We start from the raw sequence: 17057 nt of genomic DNA, 5'->3' as shown, positions 1-17057 counted from the left end.
GTCCATGACCATGATCGAGCAATATTGCGAAGCCGCCTTCGCGCCCGCCGCCCGGGCCGTGGCGGATGGCCGCATCCCCGGCGCAACCCTCGGGATCGTCACCGCCGACGGGCGCAGCGCAGTTCGCTTTGCCGGGTCGGCCGCGATCGTGCCGGATCGCGAAGCCCTGACCCGCGACCATTGGTTCGACCTCGCATCGGTGTCGAAAGTGATCGCGACCACGACGATGATCCTCACATTGGCGGAGCAGGGCCGGCTCGACCTCGACCGACCGCTGACTGACGCCATTCCCGACCTGCGCCAATATGATGTCGCTCATGCGGCGGAGCGTCGCCTCACCTTCCGCGATTGCCTCGCCCACCGCACCTTCCTGCCTGCGGTCGAATCGATCTACACCTATGGCGACGATCCCGCCCGCCTGCGCGCTTTCGTTCTCCAGCGCGAATGGCGGCAGGGGCCGGCCGTCTATTCCGACATCAACTTCATCCTGCTCGGCATCGCGATCGAACGCATCACCAGCGCGCCGCTGTCGAACTGGCCGCTTGGCGAAGGCCTCTCCTTCGGACCGCCGCCCGGCCCCGCCGTTGCCACCGAAGCGTGCAGCTGGCGCGGCCGGGTGCTGAAGGGCGAAGTCCATGACGAAAACGCTCACGCACTGGGCGGCGCGCCCGGTCATGCCGGGCTGTTCGGCACGGTCGATGGCGTGCTGGCCTTCGCGCGCGCCATGCTCGACGGGTCGATCCTGTCTCCTGCGATGATGGCGCAGGTTCGCACCGCACAGGAAGGGCACCGCACCTGCGGCTGGGAACTCGCCTTTCCCGGATGGTCGGGCGGCGACGCCTGCTCGGCGGAAACCATCGGCCATACCGGCTTTACCGGCACGGGCCTGTGGATCGATTTCGACCGCGGCCTGGCCTGGACCCTTCTCACCAACCGCGTCCACCCGACGCGCCACGCCGACAGCGGCATCTTCACCCTGCGGCCCGCCGTGGGCGATGCGCTGGTTAGGACGTGGGACACTCAGCTGTAGCCGGCTTCCCTCTGATGGCGGATCGCCAATATGGCGACTATCCTGTCATCAACGCGATACAGGGCGACATAGCCACTATCGCCGAACTTGATCAGCCTCTCCCGATATTCGAGGTCCATATTCTCTACCGGGCGACCTATATGCGGCGATGTCGCCAATATGCCTATTTCCGCCCGGATTGTCGCAACTGCGCGCGACGCGGCTTCTGCATCCTTGGGCAACAGCCAGTGATAGAGGCGCTGAACATCCTCCAGCGCAGCAGCTGTCCAGATCAGCCGTGGCACGTTGGCGGCTCGACATCCTCTCCTGCTTCGAGCTTGCCCAACCAAGCATCGGCTTCCTCATGAGACAGATGCAAGCCGGTCCGGCGATACTCTTCCCAGGCGCGGATGGCATCCTGTCGGAAAGTCTCTCGCTTTTCCTCCCGCTCGACATATTGCGCGATGGCTTCGCGCATGATCGACTCCGAACTGCGTCGACGGACTTCCGCCAATTGCCGGAGACGCCCTTCCAGGGCATCATCGAGTTTGATGGATGTCACCGCTGCCATGGCATAGCTGTCACTCAAAGAATTGGCTTGCGCTAGATTATCCTACCGGTGCGGCGCTGTCCATATTTCGGCAAAGTGACAGCCGCAGCCGATCCCGAAGCGCCGATCCCTCATTTCTCTTCCAAAATAGGATTTTGTCTGATCTACAATTCGAAATGAGTGCCCCTCCTGATTTCTGCGCATCCACCGGAACGTTCCCGCGACGGCCCTCATCTTTCCGGTGTCGCTTCGCGGTCGCGTTCCTGTCGCCTCGTGGTCGCGTGATGGTCGCTTCGCGCCTGAAAAAAGGCCCATGACACTGTGAACTTCGACGCTACCCCTCATGACTCGCATCGGGCCGGATCTGCCCTGGCAGGGGCATTGCCACAGGTTATGGCTTGCGCCGTGCGCGCATCTGTTCAACCGGTCTGCTTGCGGTCTAGGATCGGCCTCATGCGCCTCCTCCTTTCCCTCGCCGCTCTCGCCCTGCCATTCGCTGGCGCTGCCGCCCAAAATGCGCCGCCGCCGCTGTTGGCCAGCATCGAACAGCAATTGGAGCAGGGGCCAAAAGGCACCCGATACGGCCTGTTGGTCGCCACGCTGGATGGCGCGCCAATTCTTGCCATCGCGCCAGACGAACGCTTCATCCCTGCCTCCAATACCAAGATGTTCACGACTGCCACCGCCTATGCCGATCTGCCCGCGCTGGATCGGGCGGCGCAGGGCACGGGCGTGCGGCTCGATCAGGGCGACGCCATATTGGAAGGACGTGGCGACGCCCGCCTCTCCAGCGCGCCGGATTGCACCGTCGATTGCCTCGCGACGCTGGCCGACGCCATTGCCGCCCGCACCCGGCGCGTGCGCGATGTGGTGGGCGACGACAGCTGGTATCCAGATGAACGCTGGGGTCCGGGCATGAGCTGGAACAATATCCAGTCCCGCTATGGGACCGGCACTTCGGCGCTGACGCTGGACGATAATCAGCTGGCCGCCACCATCACCGCCGGCGCGATCGGCGCGCCGCCGGCGGTGCAGGCAACGGGCTACTATGCCATCGATAATCGCATCATCACCGTTCCGGGCAAGGAACAGGCGATCGTTGCGGACCGCGCACCCAATGGCCGGCTGGTCCGGCTGACGGGAACCATCGGCCAGGACGCCGCACCCGACACGCTCTATTTCAGCGTCGATGATCCGGCGCATTATGCCGCCTGGCGGCTGCGCGACTTGCTGGTTGCGCGGGGCGTCACCGTCACCGGCACCATCCGCACGCGCCATCGCCCGCTCAGTCCGGGCGATGATCCCGCCACCCGGCGCGCCGCACCGGCCTCGCGTCCGCCCGCAGCGCCGCTGCTCGCGCAATTGCCCGCCCTGCCGCTGGCCGATGACATGCGCATCATCAACAAGCAGAGCCAGAATCTCCATGCCGACCTGATGCTGCGACGCGTGTCTCGGGCGAAGGGCAGCGGCTCCATCGCCGACGGCCAGGCCGCGCTCGACCGGCTGATGGTCCAGGCAGGCGTCGACAAGGCAAGCTACAGCTTCGCCGACGGGTCGGGCATGTCATCCTATAACCGCATTACGCCCCGCGCAGCCGTCACGTTGCTTAGCTGGATTGCACGGCAGCCCTGGGGCGGGGCATGGCGGGACACGCTGCCGATCGCCGGACAGGACGGCACCCTGCGAAATCGTTTCAAGGGCACCGTGCTGGAGGGGAAATTGTTCGCCAAGACCGGATCGCTCAACGCCTCGCGCGCGCTGTCGGGCTATTTCATCACGAAAAGCGGTCGTACCCTCGTCTTTTCCGCCCTCGCCAACGACATGCCCGATGGCACCGACGCGCAGGCGAGCGCCACGGTCGACCGGGCGCTCGTCGCTCTTGCCGAAGCGATGTAGCGATCAGCCGGGCGTCACCAGCGTGCGCGCCACGGCATGGCGCTCCACCGCCTCCCGGCTGAACCAGAGCGGTTGCATCTCTCCTGCCAGCCAGCGCGGATAAAAATCGCGGTAACGTGGCGAGCGGGGATCGGCCGACTGGCCGGGGAGAAGGAGGAAGCGGCTATTGTCCCACGCCCCCACGTCCGCGACGAGCAGATAGCTGGCGCCGTGCGACACCTGATAGCCACGCTTGGCATTGAACCCGCGCGCCATGGGCGTGTAGCTGTCACCTCCCGAACGCCCACCTTCGATCGGCGGAAATGCGGCCGCGATCGCCGGCACCGACGACGCGAGCGGATGGGTGATCCTGACCCGGTGCAGGTCGCCCCAACGCCATGCCGCCGGGTCGCCGCCCGCCTGCGCCTGCGCCTTTTTCCACCCTTCAGCCAGCGCGCCGTCGATAAGCGCATCCCGCGCCGCAACGGGGTCGGCGCCCAACCGTTTGTCAGGCTTGGCCAATATGCTCAGCATTTCGTAGAGATTGACCGAGGGGATGAAAGCCTTTGCCGCCTCCGGCACCACCGCGTCGCGAAAATCGCTCAGCAATTGCGGCATCACCATTTCATACAGCAGCGCCGCCGCGCTATCCGCCTCGATCCCGCAATCCCATCGCCGCAGCAGCCCGGCGGCCTTGGCGGCATCGGGCGACAGCTTGGCCGGAATCAGCGCGATCAGCGATCGGGCCGGCAGCGACTGAACATCATGCTGCAACGCGATGCTGTCCGCGATACTGTGCCGGGGCTGCGCGTTCAGCACTTCGGAAATGCGATCATATCGAAACGGATCGCTCCAGTTGAAGCTGATGATCCTCTTGTCGTAGGGATAATCGGCAGGAATATTCATCTGGTTGGCCGAGGCGAACCACCCTTCCTTCGGATTATGGACATGGGGCATTTCCTCGACCGGCAAGATGCCCGCCCAGTCATATTCGCCGTCGCCCGGCGCGGGGAAGAGGCCATCATGCTTGGGTCGGATCGGCGTATAGCCGATGGTCTGCCATCCGGTATTCCCGTCAATATCGGCATAATGGAAATTGGTCGGCGAAGTATGGATGCGGAAGGCCCGGCGCAGGCTGGTCCAGTCCTTCGCCAGATTGATGGCGATGATGGCAAAGCGCATATTGCCGCCGGGCAGCATCGATACGGTGGCGAAGGCGCTGGCGCGCTGACGCTCGGGATCCTGCGCCACGATCGGCCGGCCTTGGGCGTAACGCTGCACCACCCGCTGCGGTGGCGCATCCTTGACCTTGATCTCATCCTCGAAGGTTTCGAACCGCTTCCATTGCCCCTTGTGCCAGTACAGCTCGGGGTCTTCCTTCGCGGTCCGCAGGATGAACAGGTCGGTCTGGTCGATATGGAAATTGGTGCGGCCAAAGGCGAATCGGTCGGTATGCCCCTGCATGATGCCAGGAAGGCCCGGCGCGCCCGCGCCGATAACATCGAGGCCCGGCGCGGTCAGATGCACCATATGGCGCGGGCTGAACCCGCCAATGCCCAGATGCGGATCATTGGCCAGGATCGGCCGTCCGGTGGTACTGCGCGACGGCGCGATGGTCCAGGCATTGCTGCCTTGGGCGAAGCGATCGGTCCGGCGTTCGGCCGGATCGAGGGCGGCTTCCTGAATGGCGTCGAACGGCACCGGCCGCGCCGATGGCAGCAATATGCCAAGGTCCGCCTCGCTCACGGCAGCACAATCCAGCCCCTCGGGCACCGTATAGGACCAGGCGGGCCGCAGCGGCGCCATCAACTGATCCGCTTCCAGCAGTCCTTGCGCCTGCATCTGCGCGCGGCGCACCTCGTCATCAGCGTCGCCCATGCCGATGCCGCGAGCCCGGACAAGGTCGCGCACGTCCCACCGCATCGGGCTGATGCCCAATATGCCATATTCCAGCGGCATCTGCGCCGGATCGGCCTCCAGCTCCGCGATGCGCGCGTTGACGCCAGCGACATAGCCTTCGGCACATTCCAGCACGCCCGGCGGCAAGTCGGCAAGTTCGGTGTCGATATCGCCGCGATAGTGGAACAGGCGCGCCGCCTTGTCCGCCGCGACGAAGGCTTCGCCAAAGGCTTCGGCCATGCGCCCCATGTCGCGGCGATGGTCGATATCGATCTGGAACAGCCGATCACGCGCGACCAGATAGCCCTGGCCGAAATACGCATCATGCAGCGAATTGGCGCGCACATGGGGCACACCCAGTTCGTCCTCGACTATGTCGAGTGGCGCACGCGCTCCGGTCAGTCGCGCGCGGGTAGACCGGCCCTTTACCAGCGGCCTGCCCCACGCGGACACAGCCGGCACGGTGAGAGCGGCTGCGGTAGCCAACAGAAATGCACGACGCTGAAGCAATACAGCCTCCCTTTTTCTTATCCGTATGAAATTCCCAGTGCGAAGCCCATGAAACCTATCGCAGGTTCGCCGGCCAGAGCTATAGCAACCCACCTGCGAGGCATAACCCTGAGCTATCCTGCCTGTAGCATCGATGGAGCCATGACCCTCCATTCCGCAGGGCTATACCTTTATGCGATCAAAGTAATACCAAAACTATTGACCAGCCGCGACCGGCCTGTAACCTTCATGTCATGGAACCGGTCATGACCGCCAGTCGGCGGCAGGGCGCGGCGCCTCGGCGGCAGCTGGCGGACAGCGCCTCGCTACGCCGTCGTCATCGCTAGAATGGGTCGGGCAAGACGGCGCTCTGACGCTGCGCACGCTGCAACCGCGTGCAGCTCCTCCCTGGCAGAGGGGGTTTATATGGGTGATTTCGGAAAAACTCGCCGGCCGATCGGCCACCGGCATAGCCTGGGACTGGCGATGACCGCCATCGCCCTTGTCCACGCAGCGCCATCGATCGCGCAGGATGCCATTGCGCCGCAGGAAAGTGCAGAAGCCGCCACGGCCGACCAGATCATTGTCACGGGCACCCGCATTGCGCGGGACGGGTTTCAGTCGCCTACCCCGCTGACGGTCGTCACGCAGCAGGAAATACTGAACCAGTCGCCGACCAACAATCTGGCCGACTTCATCAACCAGATTCCGGCGCTTGCCGGCAGCACCCGCCCCGCCAACTCGCGCTTGGCGATCAGTTCGGGCCTGGCGGGCATCAACACGATGAACCTGCGCAACCTGGGCGAGGTCCGCACGCTGGTGCTGCTCGATGGCCGCCGTTCCGTAGGCTCGACCATCACTGGCCTCGTCGACATCAACACCTTCCCGCAGGCGCTGGTGAAGAATGTCGAGATCGTGACCGGCGGCGCATCGGCGGCTTATGGGTCGGACGCGGTCGCGGGCGTGGTCAACTATGTGCTCGACAAGAAATATACCGGGTTCAAGGTCAATGCCGATGTCGGCATCACCGACCGGGGCGACGGGTTCAACTATAGCTTCTCCGGCGCGGCGGGCATGGATTTCGCCGATGGACGCGGGCACATATTGGTCGCGGGCGAATATGCGCACAAGGATGGCATATTCGAGGTGGATCGCGGCTGGAACCAGATCGGGTACAGGACCTTGTCCAACCCCGATTATACCGCCGACAATGGGCAGCCCGCGAATATCGTCGTGCGCGGCGCGGGCACCTGGAATTCGACCCCCGGCAGCATCATCCGCTCGCAAGTGGGCGGGACCACCGCCTTGCGCGGCACCTATTTCGGACAAGGCGGCGTCGCCCAGCAATATCAGTTCGGCAGCATCACCGACAGCAGCCAGACGGTCGGGGGCGACTGGCAGATCAACGACACGTCGCGCCGCATCGGGCTGGACGCGACCGACGACCGGCGCGGCGTCTATGGCCGGCTGAGCTATGAGCTGGCCGACTGGGTAGAGCTATTTGCCGAAGCATCCTACAACTGGAACAAGACGCTGTTCAATGCGGGGCCGCAGGCTGCGACCTTCACCCTGCAATCGGACAATGCCTATCTGATCCAGGCGCTGGGACCAGCGGCCCTGGCCGGGGTGACGTCGGTTTCACTCGGCACGTCGGCGGCGGACCTCCCCTATCGCAAGAATAACAGCAGCCGCGAAGTGCAGCGTTATGCGCTGGGCGCGGGCGGCGAATTCGCCGCGTTCGGCAACAAGGCGGTGTGGGACGTCTATGCCCAATATGGGCAGACCGATACGCATGAACAGCTGCGCGACATCATGAACACGTCGCGCCTGGGCTTGGCGACCGATGCCGTCTTCGCGCCCGACGGGTCGATCGTCTGCCGCTCGACATTGACCGATCCGGGCAATGGCTGCATTCCGCTCAATCGCCTGGGCATCGGCGTCGCCAATGCCGCAGCGGTCGACTGGATCATGGGCGATCCCTATCGCAACCAGCGGTTCAAGCAGACGGTCGCAGGCGCCAACCTGTCCGTCACGCCGTTCGCCACTTGGGCAGGGGACGTGAGCGTCGCGGTGGGCGGCGAATATCGCAAGGAAGAAGTGTCCGGCTATGTTCCGCCCGAGTTCCAGTCCGGCTGGTCGGTCGGCAATTTCCGTCCAACCTTTGGCAGCTACAATGTCAAGGAAGCCTATCTGGAAACGCTGATCCCACTGGGCTTCGGCGCGGAATTTAACGGTGCGGTGCGCGCCACCGACTATTCGACGTCGGGATATGTGACGACATGGAAGGCAGGCCTGACCTGGCAGCCGATCGAGGACATCCGCCTGCGCGGGACGAGGTCGCGGGACATTCGCGCGCCCAACCTCAACGAACTGTTCCAGTCGGGCACGTCGCGCACCAACACCTTCGCCACCAATACGGCGGTGGGGCAATATGCCGGCGCGACCTTCCGCGAGCTGACCACGGGCAATCTAAACCTCGACCCGGAAAAGGCAGATACGCTGACATTGGGCGCGGTGCTCCAGCCGCGCTTCCTGCCCGGCTTTTCCTTCTCGGTCGACTGGTTCCGCACCAAGGTATCTGACGCGATCAGCCAATTCTATGCCGACGATATCGCCCAGCGCTGCACCGAAGGGTTCCAGAGCTTCTGCGCGGCGATCGTGCCGGACCCCGAAGGGGTGCGCGATTATTTCGTGTCAGCCAGCCCCTTCAACTTCGCGAAGGTCAAGGTGCGCGGGATCGACTATGAAGCCAGCTATCGCGTGCCGCTCGACAAGATATTCAACGGCAGTTCGAGCAACCTGACGCTGCGCGGGACGGCGACCAACTATCTGGAGAATACCGTCGACAACGGCATTTCCGTGCCGGTCGACACCGTTGGCCAGAATAGCGGCCAGTCGAGCACGCCGGACTGGATCTTCCGCATGTCGGCGACGTTCGACACGCCGACCTATTCGATCACGGCAGTCGGGCGCGGGGTGAGTTCGGGCACCTACAACAATACCTATATCGTGTGCACCACCGATTGCCCGACCAGCACGGCGGCCAACCCGACGATCAACAGCAATCATATCGACGGGACATTCTACACTGACCTCAATTTCACCGCGAAAATCAATGTCGGCGGGGCGGACGGGCAGTTCTTCCTGAACGTCACCAACCTGTTCGACACCGATCCGATCCTGCTGCCGGAAACCGGCCTGTCGGCCAATTCGACCTATAGCGACTTGCTGGGCCGGGCCTTCCGCGTCGGGGTGCGGTTCAAGACCAACTGAGAAAAAACAGCATAGACGAAAGGGCGGGGAACCACAGGTTCCTCGCCCTTTTTCATGTCTGGTGCAGTTCACCGCGACAATGATAGCGACAAGTGAAAATTTATGCCGGAATGATTAGTTAGCTAACTATATATAGGAGATGGTCATTCCGGCGGGCAATGGGCCGGCGTGGGACGGAGAAGAGCGCGCCCGGCGGTCGTGCCCGTGGCCTGGCTGTCGCTGACGGCAAGCGCGCCGTTCACGAACAATTTAGCGACGCCAACGCTGAGTTCGCGCGGGTGCATATAATCGGCGCGCGGCGCATAACGCGCGGGGTCGATCACCACCACATCGGCATAATAGCCCGGACGCAGATAGCCACGATGGTCGATGCGATAAATGTCGGCGGTGCGCCCCGTCGATTGCCGTACGAACGTGCCAAGGTCGATCACCTTGCGGTCGCGGACGTAACGGACATATTTTTCCGGGAAGGTGGCGAACATGCGCGGATGGCCGTTCGATCCATCCGACGACGTCACCATCCATGGCTGGCGCATCAGCAGATCGACGTCGGCCTGCGCCATGTTGAAGGAGGCGACGGCGGTGCCCCGGCCCGCATCCTTTTCAACGCTTTGCCGGATGATGCGCAGCGCGGCATCGCGCGGGTCGAGCTGCCACTGCGTCGCGACCTCCTCCAGCGTCTTGCCGGTCCAGGGAAAGCCCTGCGCGATCAGCAGCAGGGATTTGGCGCCCCCGCGCCGACGCATATTTTCGGCCATTTCCCGCCGGATGCGCGCCAGCGTCGTCGCATCATCGAGCCGCTTCAACAGCGCGTCCCCGCCGCCATCTACGGCCCAGCGCGGCAGCAGCGACGCATCGAGGCTGGAGCCGGAGGCGAGCCAGGGATATTGATCGGCGGTGACGTCATGCCCAGCCTTCCGCGCGGCGTCGATTTCCGCGATCACGGCCGGGGCCTGCCCCTGTACGTCCACGCCCAGCGCCTTCAAATGCGCGAAGTGAACCGGCATCCCTGCCTTTTTGCCGATCTCGATCGCTTCGCGGACGGAGCCGAGCAAGCCGATGGAATAGCTCGATTCGTCGCGCTGATGCGTGTCGTAGAGGCCGCCCCGAACCGCGGCTTCGCGAGCGACGGCGATCACCTCGTCCGTCTTGGCGAAGCTTTGCGGCGCATAGAAGAGGCCAGCGGAAAAGCCCGTCGCGCCTTCGCACATGCCCTTGGCCACCAACGCCTTCATCGCGCTGAGTTCCTGCGCGTTGGGCGCGCGGGCGTCCTGGCCCAGCACGCGCTGGCGCACCGCGCCGAAGCCGACGAAGGGAATGAAATTGGTGCCGACGCCCGACGCTTCGATCTTCGCCGCATCAGCGCCGACGTCGGGCGTGCCATAGCCATCGACGCCGATGACCACGGTGCTGACGCCCTGGTCCAGCCAAGCGGGATTGACCCGCTCCGCCGCATCGGACGAGCGTAGAAAACCATCGGCATGGGTGTGGGCGTCGATGAAGCCAGGCGCGACGATCATCCCCTTGGCGTCGATACGCTGCGCCGCCTGCATCGGCGCCGCGCGGCCGACATAGACGATCCTGTCCCCTTTCAGCGCCACGTCGCCGACATAGGGCTTGCCCGTCCCGCCGTCATAGATGGTCCCGCCGGTAATGAGTATGTCCGCCCTGTCCGCACCCGACGTGCCGGCAGGCGCGGCGCCGGTGGCGGCGGGCAGCAGCATGATGCTGCCCGACAGCAGCAAGGTGCGGGCCGCCTGGCGGGCGCGGCGGCGGACGGGAAGAAACGGCATGGGCAAGGGTCCTTGGCTTGAAGGCGCAAATCGGCACCATGGGCCGTCTTTATCCCCTGCGTCCAGAGCGGGTCTGTTGCACATGCCATAACCAAATGGCATAGCGGCCATGACAAGCCGGATCGTCGCGCCGGACGGCAAGCGACAGCCGAAGAAAGTGAACCGATGAACCTGCGCCAGATCGAGATTTTTCACGCCGTCTATCTGCACGGCACGGTCAGCGCCGCGGCGCGCGCGCTTAACGTGTCGCAGCCCGCTGTGACCAAGGTGCTGCGCCACGCCGAACGCTCCATCGGCCTGCCGTTGTTCGAGCGGGCCAAGGGGCGGCTGATCCCGACGCAGGATGCACGCACGCTGTTCGACGAAGTGGCCGACATTCAGGAGCGCGTGCGATCGCTGCGGCAGGCGACGCAGAATATGCGGCATGGCCGGGGCGGGTTGCTGCGCATATCCGCCCTGCCATCGCTGGGCCTGGGCGCGATTCCCGACGCGGTCGCGCGGTTCCTGCGCGGGCATGAGGATATCATGTTCGACCTGCAGACGCTGCATCATGATGAAATGGTACGCAAATTATATGAGCGCGAAACCGACATCGCGGTCAGTTTCGAAGTGCCGCTGTCGGCGCCGGTGGCGCATCAGGTGGTCGGTGAAGGCGAATTGGTCGTGCTTTATCGTGAGGAGGACATGCCCGATGCGCCGAGCCGGCTGCATCTGGAGGAATTGCGCGAGCATAAATTCATCAGCCCGGTGCAGGGCGGTCCCATTGGCCGGATGCTGTCGAGCGAATTGAAGCGGCAGGATGTCGAATTGAACGAGGTGGTGTCGGCGCGCACCTATTATATCGCCGCCGCGCTGGTGCGCGCGGGCGTCGGCATGGCCATAGTCGATAATTTCACCGCCCATGCCAGCGTTTCGCCGGGCCTGTCCAATCGGCCGCTGCAACCGGCGATCACATTCGACATCAACGCGGTCTATTTGCAGAACCGGCCGCCATCCAAGACGGCGTCGGAATTCCTGACGCTGTTGTCGGAGGTTATCGAGAGCCTATAGCAAAAGGCTATAGCCTATGCGGCCATGGATATTGGGGAACGGCTCGGGCGGGCGATAAGGTCGCGGTCCCATATCCAAGCAGGTTCATCCATCCATGATCGCGACGCCCTATCTCCTCTACCTTGGCCACAGCAATGACGAGATTGGAATCAAGACGTCGCGCGGGCTGGCGGTGTTTCGGCCCGACATTTGCGTCGGCGAATTTCGCCATGACGATTGCGGACTGACACTGAACCTGCCGCGCATGGATTTTGCGCAGGCCCATGATGCGGGCGCACGCACGCTGGTGCTGGGCATCGCCAATGCGGGCGGGCGGCTGGGCAGCGATCTGGTCGAAGACGCGCTGGCGGCGATGGAGGCAGGGCTGGATATCGCGTCGGGCCTGCACCAGCGACTGAAGGACGAGCCGCGACTGGTCGCAGCGGCGGCGCGGCTGGGCCGGACGCTGCATGACGTGCGCGATCCCCGGCCCGACATTCCGGTCGGCACCGGCAAGCGGCGCGCGGGCAAGCGGCTGCTGACAGTCGGCACCGATTGTTCGGTCGGCAAAATGTATACGACCTTGTGCCTGACGCGGGGGTTGCAGGCGCGCGGGGTGAAGGCGGACTTTCGCGCGACCGGGCAGACGGGCATCCTGATCGCGGGCGACGGCGTGCCGCTGGACGCGGTGGTGGCCGATTTCATTTCCGGCGCGGTCGAGCAGATTTCGCCCGACCGTCATGATGGCGGATGGGACCTGATCGAAGGTCAGGGGTCGTTGTTCCACCCGTCCTTCGCCGGGGTGTCGACCGGATTGATCCATGGTGCGCAGCCCGATGCGCTGGTGCTGTGTCATGACCCCATGCGCCAGACGATGCGGGGGCTGCCCCACTATGCGCCGCCGTCGCTGGAGGACTGCCTGGAGGCGAACCTGCGCGCCGCGCGGCTGACCAACCCGGATGTGCGCGCGGTGGGCATCGCGCTCAACACGTCGGCGATGGAAGACGGCGCGGCGGCGGCGCTATGCGCCCGCACCGCCGACCGGATGGGCCTGCCCTGCTGCGACCCCTATCGCATGGGTGTCGACGCGATGGTCGATTTGCTGATAGCCATGGAGGCGCCCGCCCCCGCCACGGAGACGATCTGATCCCCATGCCCCGTTCCCTGTCCGTCACGGGCGAGACATTCCCGCTCGCCACCCCCTTTCGCATATCGCGCGGCGTCAAGACGGCGGCCGATGTCGTCACCGTGACGATCGCGGAAGGCGGGGTCGAGGGGCGCGGCGAAAGCGTCCCCTATCCGCGCTATGGCGAAAGCGTCGCGGGCAGCATCGCCGAGATCGAGGCGGTGCGCGCGGCGATCGAAGCTGGGGTGAGCCGGCGCGGGCTGCTGGAAATTCTACCGGCGGGCGCGGCGCGCAATGCGGTCGATTGCGCGCTATGGGACCTGGAATTGCGGCTTGAAGGGCGGGATTTAGCGGCGGCGACGGGGATCGCGACGCCATTGCAACCAATCGCCACGGCGATGACGGTGGGCCTCGACACGCCGGACAATATGCGGCTGGCAGCGGCGGCGCTGGCCGATGTGCCGCTCATCAAGGTGAAGGTGGACGCCAGCGACCCGGTCGCGCAGTTGCGGGCGGTGCGGGTCGCCGCGCCGGGGCCGCGCATGATCGTCGATCCCAATGAAAGCTGGACCATCGCTGAGGTCGAAACAATGCAGGGCCTGGCGCGGGAATTGCGCATCGACCTGCTGGAACAGCCATTGCCAGCGGGAGCCGATGATGCGCTGCGCGGCTATGCATCGGTTATCCCGATTGCAGCGGACGAGTCGGTCCATGTCGCCGCCGATCTCGACGATTTGCCCGATGGCTATGGCGTGGTGAACATCAAGCTGGACAAGGCCGGCGGGCTGACCGCCGCCCTGGCGCTGGCGGAAGCGGCGCGGGCGCGCGGACTGGGCGTCATGACCGGCTGCATGATCTGTTCATCGCTGTCGATCGCCCCGGCCTGGGCGATCGCGGCGCAGAGCGACTTCGTCGACCTGGACGGGCCATTATGGCTGGCGGCGGACCGGGCGGGCGGCCTTGCCGGCGACAAGGGCTATTTACTGCCGGCGCAGCCGGGCTTCTGGGGCGGCCTTTGACCATGGGGGCGGCGCGCCGCTGGTTCGCCATCCCCTTGTGGCAGCGGGTGGTCGGCGGGCTGGTCCTGGGCGTCGCAATTGGACTGTTCTGGCCAGCCGCCGCGCCATGGATCGCCTTCATCGGCGAATTGTTCGTGCGGCTGATCCGCATGCTGGTCGTACCGATCGTGTTCGTGTCAATCGTGTCGGGCGTGACGGCTCTTGGCGATCCCCGGCGGCTGGGCGCGGTGGGCGGACGCACGCTCTTGCTGTTCGCGGCGACGACGGCCTGCGCGGTGTCGATCGGCATGGCGCTGGGCCTTATCGTCGAACCGGGCGGCGGCGCGGCGTTGGGGGGCGCGGCACCCCATGCGCTGGGCGTCGCCAAATCGGTGCATGACCAGCTGATCGGCATCGTGCCGGTCAATATCGTCGCGGCGCTGGTCGAAGGCGACATGCTGGCGATCATCTTCTTTGCGATGCTGTTCGGCTTTGGCGTCATCCTGTCGGGCGAGGATGGGCGCCCGATGGCGCGCGTGCTGGAATCGGCCGGGCGCGTGCTGTTTCACCTGGTGCGGATCGTGATGGAGGTGACGCCCTTTGGCGTGCTGGCGCTGATCGCGCAGGCGGTCGCGGACAATGGCGTTGCGGTCTTCACCAATATCGGCTGGCTGGCGCTGTGCGTCGTGCTGGGCGTGGTGGCGCAGATCCTGCTGGTGCATCTGCCGCTGATCGGGCTGGCGGCGCGCCTATCGATCCGCCGCTTCTTCCGCGCTTCGGTCGACCCGTTGCTCGTCGCCTTTTCCACCGCATCCTCGGCCGCGACGCTGCCGGTCGCGCTGCGCGTCGCGCAGGAGAAGTTGGCAATCGAGCCTGCGGTCGCGTCTACCGTGCTGCCGATCGGGGCGAGCATCGGCAAGGACGGGACGGCCATGTATGTCGGGCTGCTCAGCGTTTTCAGCCTGCAGGCGCTTGGGGTTCAGGCCGATGGCCCGATGCTGGCGATCATGCTGCTGACCGGATCGCTCGCCGCCTTTGGCACCGCACCCATTCCGTCGGCTTCGCTGTTCATGCTGGCGGCGGTGCTGTCGGCTGTGGGCGTTGCGCCCGAACAGACGACGCTGGTGGTGGGCTTTGTCCTGCCGTTCGACCGGCTGCTCGACATGACGCGCACGGTTGCCAGCGCCAGCGCCAATTTGACCGTCACCGCCGTCGTCGCGCGGCAGGAGCGCAAGTCGCTGGCCGGCGGGAGTGTCCCCGGACCGGCCAGCGACGTGCCGATCAATCCAGCGACTTGACGATTTCCTCCACCATTTTCTTGGCGTCGGCCAGCAGCATCATCGTATTGTCCATGTAGAACACCTCGTTGTCGACGCCGGCATAGCCAGCGCCGCCCATGGAACGCTTCACGAACAGCACCGACTTGGCGTTGGCGACGTCGAGGATCGGCATGCCGTAGATGGGCGAGGTCTTGTCGGTCTTCGCCGCCGGGTTGGTCACATCGTTCGCGCCGATGACGAAGGCGACGTCGGCCTGGCCAAACTCGCCGTTGATGTCCTCCAGCTCGAACACTTCGTCGTAGGGGACATTGGCTTCGGCCAGCAGCACGTTCATGTGGCCCGGCATGCGGCCCGCGACGGGGTGAATCGCATATTTGACGCTGACGCCAGCCTTCTTGAGCATGTCGCCCATTTCGCGCAGCGCATGCTGTGCCTGGCTGACGGCCATGCCATAGCCCGGCACGACGATGACGCTGTCCGCCTGGCTCATCAGGAAGGCCGCATCCTCCGCGCTGCCGCGCTTATAGGGGCGGTCCATCGCTGCCGCGCCACCCGACGCGCCCCCGCTTTCCGCGCCGAAGCCGCCGGCAATGACGCTGATGAAGCTGCGGTTCATCGCCTTGCACATGATGTAGGAAAGAATCGCGCCCGACGATCCGACCAGCGCGCCGGTGATGATCATCGCGCTGTTGCCCAGCGTGAAGCCCATGGCGGCGGCGGCCCAGCCCGAATAGCTGTTGAGCATCGACACGACGACGGGCATGTCCGCGCCACCGATGGGAATGATCAGCAGGAACCCGATGACAAAGCTCAGCGCCGTCACCGTCCAGAACACCCAGGGGCTCTGGTCGGTCACGAAATAGGTGACGAGGCCAAGGATCGCCGCCAGCGTGCCCAGGTTGACGAGGTGGCGCGCGGGCAGCATGATCGGCTTGCCCGACATATTGCCATTGAGTTTCAGGAAGGCGATGATTGACCCGGAAAAGGTGATCGCGCCGATCGCGACGCCCAGGCCCATTTCGACCCGGCTGGCCTGATGGATCTGGCCGGTCAGCATGTCGAGGATGCCAAAGGCGCCGGGATTGAGATAGGCGGCCGCGCCCACCAGCACGGCGGCAAGGCCAACGAGGCTGTGGAACGCCGCGACCAGCTGCGGCATGGCAGTCATGGCGATGCGGCGGGCGATGACGAAGCCGATGCCGCCGCCGATCAGGATGGCGCCGATGATTTCGGGCAGGCTGGCAATGTCATGGGTATAGAGCGTCGTCACGACCGCAATGGCCATGCCGATCATCCCCATGCGATTGCCGCGCCGGCTGGTCGCCGGGCTGGAGAGGCCGCGCAGCGCCAGGATGAAGAGGACGCCCGCAATCAGATAGGCGAGCGCAACGAAGGGCGAGACTGGAGCAAGCTCGTGCATCACTTGCGCTCCTTCTTCTTGTACATGGCGAGCATGCGTTCGGTGACGGCAAAGCCGCCGAAGATGTTGACCGAGGCAAAGACGACCGCGAGCAGGCCCAGATATTTGGCCGCCGTGCTGCCTGCTTCGGCCGATGCGACCAGCGCACCGACGATGATGACGGATGAAATTGCATTGGTGACCGCCATCAGCGGCGTGTGCAGCGCCGGCGTCACCGACCATACCACATAATAGCCGACGAAACACGCCAGCACGAAAATCGACAGGATGGAAATGAAGTCCATCGTTCCTACTCCCCGTTCACCCTGTTTGAGCC

Annotated in this window: 13 protein-coding genes and 1 pseudogene; 7 read left to right on the top strand and 7 right to left on the bottom strand. The window is 64.8% G+C overall.

Annotated elements, in window-relative coordinates; all coding sequences use genetic code 11:
• The first annotated feature begins 4 nt into the window (after positions 1-4).
• Positions 5-1030 carry a serine hydrolase domain-containing protein gene (locus SAB01S_RS09665; protein WP_439646666.1) on the top strand — a complete coding sequence of 342 codons (1026 nt, stop codon included), beginning with the start codon at positions 5-7 and terminating at the stop codon, positions 1028-1030.
• On the opposite strand, the gene SAB01S_RS09660 is transcribed toward SAB01S_RS09665, so the two are convergent.
• The 3 genes and pseudogenes from SAB01S_RS09660 to SAB01S_RS18825 all read right to left on the bottom strand — a co-directional run.
• Positions 1021-1314: a type II toxin-antitoxin system RelE/ParE family toxin gene (locus tag SAB01S_RS09660; RefSeq protein ID WP_062732816.1), complete on the bottom strand. Its 294-nt coding sequence runs from the start codon at positions 1312-1314 to the stop codon at positions 1021-1023. The two genes, SAB01S_RS09665 and SAB01S_RS09660, sit on opposite strands and share 10 nt — an antisense overlap.
• Positions 1302-1487, bottom strand: a complete 186-nt coding sequence (locus SAB01S_RS09655; protein ID WP_236616892.1) for a CopG family ribbon-helix-helix protein — start codon at positions 1485-1487, stop codon at positions 1302-1304. Before SAB01S_RS09655 ends, SAB01S_RS09660 begins: the two co-directional genes overlap by 13 nt.
• A 21-nt stretch (positions 1488-1508) precedes the next feature.
• Positions 1509-1580: pseudogene (locus tag SAB01S_RS18825) on the bottom strand (hypothetical protein); the annotation flags it as partial.
• A 432-nt stretch (positions 1581-2012) separates the two neighbouring features.
• On the opposite strand from SAB01S_RS18825, the gene dacB reads away from it, so the two are divergent.
• Positions 2013-3455, top strand: a complete 1443-nt coding sequence (dacB, locus tag SAB01S_RS09650; protein ID WP_062732815.1) for a D-alanyl-D-alanine carboxypeptidase/D-alanyl-D-alanine endopeptidase — start codon at positions 2013-2015, stop codon at positions 3453-3455.
• 3 nt (positions 3456-3458) lie between these two features.
• Here dacB and SAB01S_RS09645 read toward each other — a convergent pair whose 3' ends face one another.
• Positions 3459-5843, bottom strand: a complete 2385-nt coding sequence (locus SAB01S_RS09645) for a penicillin acylase family protein (protein WP_062732814.1) — start codon at positions 5841-5843, stop codon at positions 3459-3461.
• A gap of 405 nt (positions 5844-6248) precedes the next feature.
• Between SAB01S_RS09645 and SAB01S_RS09640 the strand changes: the two genes are divergently transcribed.
• Positions 6249-9095, top strand: coding sequence for a TonB-dependent receptor plug domain-containing protein (locus tag SAB01S_RS09640; protein WP_062732813.1), 2847 nt, complete (start codon positions 6249-6251; stop codon positions 9093-9095).
• Between the two features lie 143 nt (positions 9096-9238).
• Here SAB01S_RS09640 and SAB01S_RS09635 read toward each other — a convergent pair whose 3' ends face one another.
• The gene (locus tag SAB01S_RS09635; RefSeq protein ID WP_245646439.1) at positions 9239-10888 is read right to left on the bottom strand and encodes an N-acyl-D-amino-acid deacylase family protein; all 1650 of its coding nucleotides are present in this window, start codon (positions 10886-10888) and stop codon (positions 9239-9241) included.
• Positions 10889-11053: 165 nt separating this feature from the next.
• Here SAB01S_RS09635 and SAB01S_RS09630 point away from each other — a divergent pair, with 165 nt between their 5' ends.
• The 4 genes from SAB01S_RS09630 (at position 11054) to SAB01S_RS09615 (ending at position 15339) form a co-directional block, all read left to right on the top strand.
• Complete coding sequence (locus tag SAB01S_RS09630) at positions 11054-11938, top strand: LysR family transcriptional regulator (RefSeq protein ID WP_062732812.1); 885 nt, start codon at positions 11054-11056, stop codon at positions 11936-11938.
• A gap of 94 nt (positions 11939-12032) precedes the next feature.
• The gene (gene dgcN / locus SAB01S_RS09625) at positions 12033-13064 is read left to right on the top strand and encodes an N-acetyltransferase DgcN (protein WP_062732811.1); all 1032 of its coding nucleotides are present in this window, start codon (positions 12033-12035) and stop codon (positions 13062-13064) included.
• A gap of 5 nt (positions 13065-13069) precedes the next feature.
• Positions 13070-14062: an N-acetyl-D-Glu racemase DgcA gene (gene dgcA, locus SAB01S_RS09620; RefSeq protein ID WP_062732810.1), complete on the top strand. Its 993-nt coding sequence runs from the start codon at positions 13070-13072 to the stop codon at positions 14060-14062.
• A gap of 2 nt (positions 14063-14064) precedes the next feature.
• Entirely contained in the window at positions 14065-15339 is a 1275-nt protein-coding gene (locus tag SAB01S_RS09615; protein ID WP_062732809.1) for a dicarboxylate/amino acid:cation symporter, read from the top strand.
• On the opposite strand, the gene SAB01S_RS09610 is transcribed toward SAB01S_RS09615, so the two are convergent.
• Together SAB01S_RS09610 and SAB01S_RS09605 are read right to left on the bottom strand one after the other, a co-directional pair.
• A complete protein-coding gene (locus tag SAB01S_RS09610; protein ID WP_062732808.1) occupies positions 15323-16741 on the bottom strand; it encodes an NAD(P)(+) transhydrogenase (Re/Si-specific) subunit beta in 1419 nt (472 codons plus the stop codon). The genes SAB01S_RS09615 and SAB01S_RS09610 overlap by 17 nt on opposite strands.
• Entirely contained in the window at positions 16741-17025 is a 285-nt protein-coding gene (locus tag SAB01S_RS09605) for an NAD(P) transhydrogenase subunit alpha part 2 (protein ID WP_062732807.1), read from the bottom strand. Before SAB01S_RS09605 ends, SAB01S_RS09610 begins: the two co-directional genes overlap by 1 nt.
• Positions 17026-17057 lie beyond the last annotated feature (32 nt).

The organism is Sphingobium abikonense NBRC 16140, assembly GCF_001598335.1.
Classification (GTDB): domain Bacteria; phylum Pseudomonadota; class Alphaproteobacteria; order Sphingomonadales; family Sphingomonadaceae; genus Sphingobium; species Sphingobium abikonense.
This window is presented reverse-complemented; position numbering and strand designations above follow the sequence as displayed.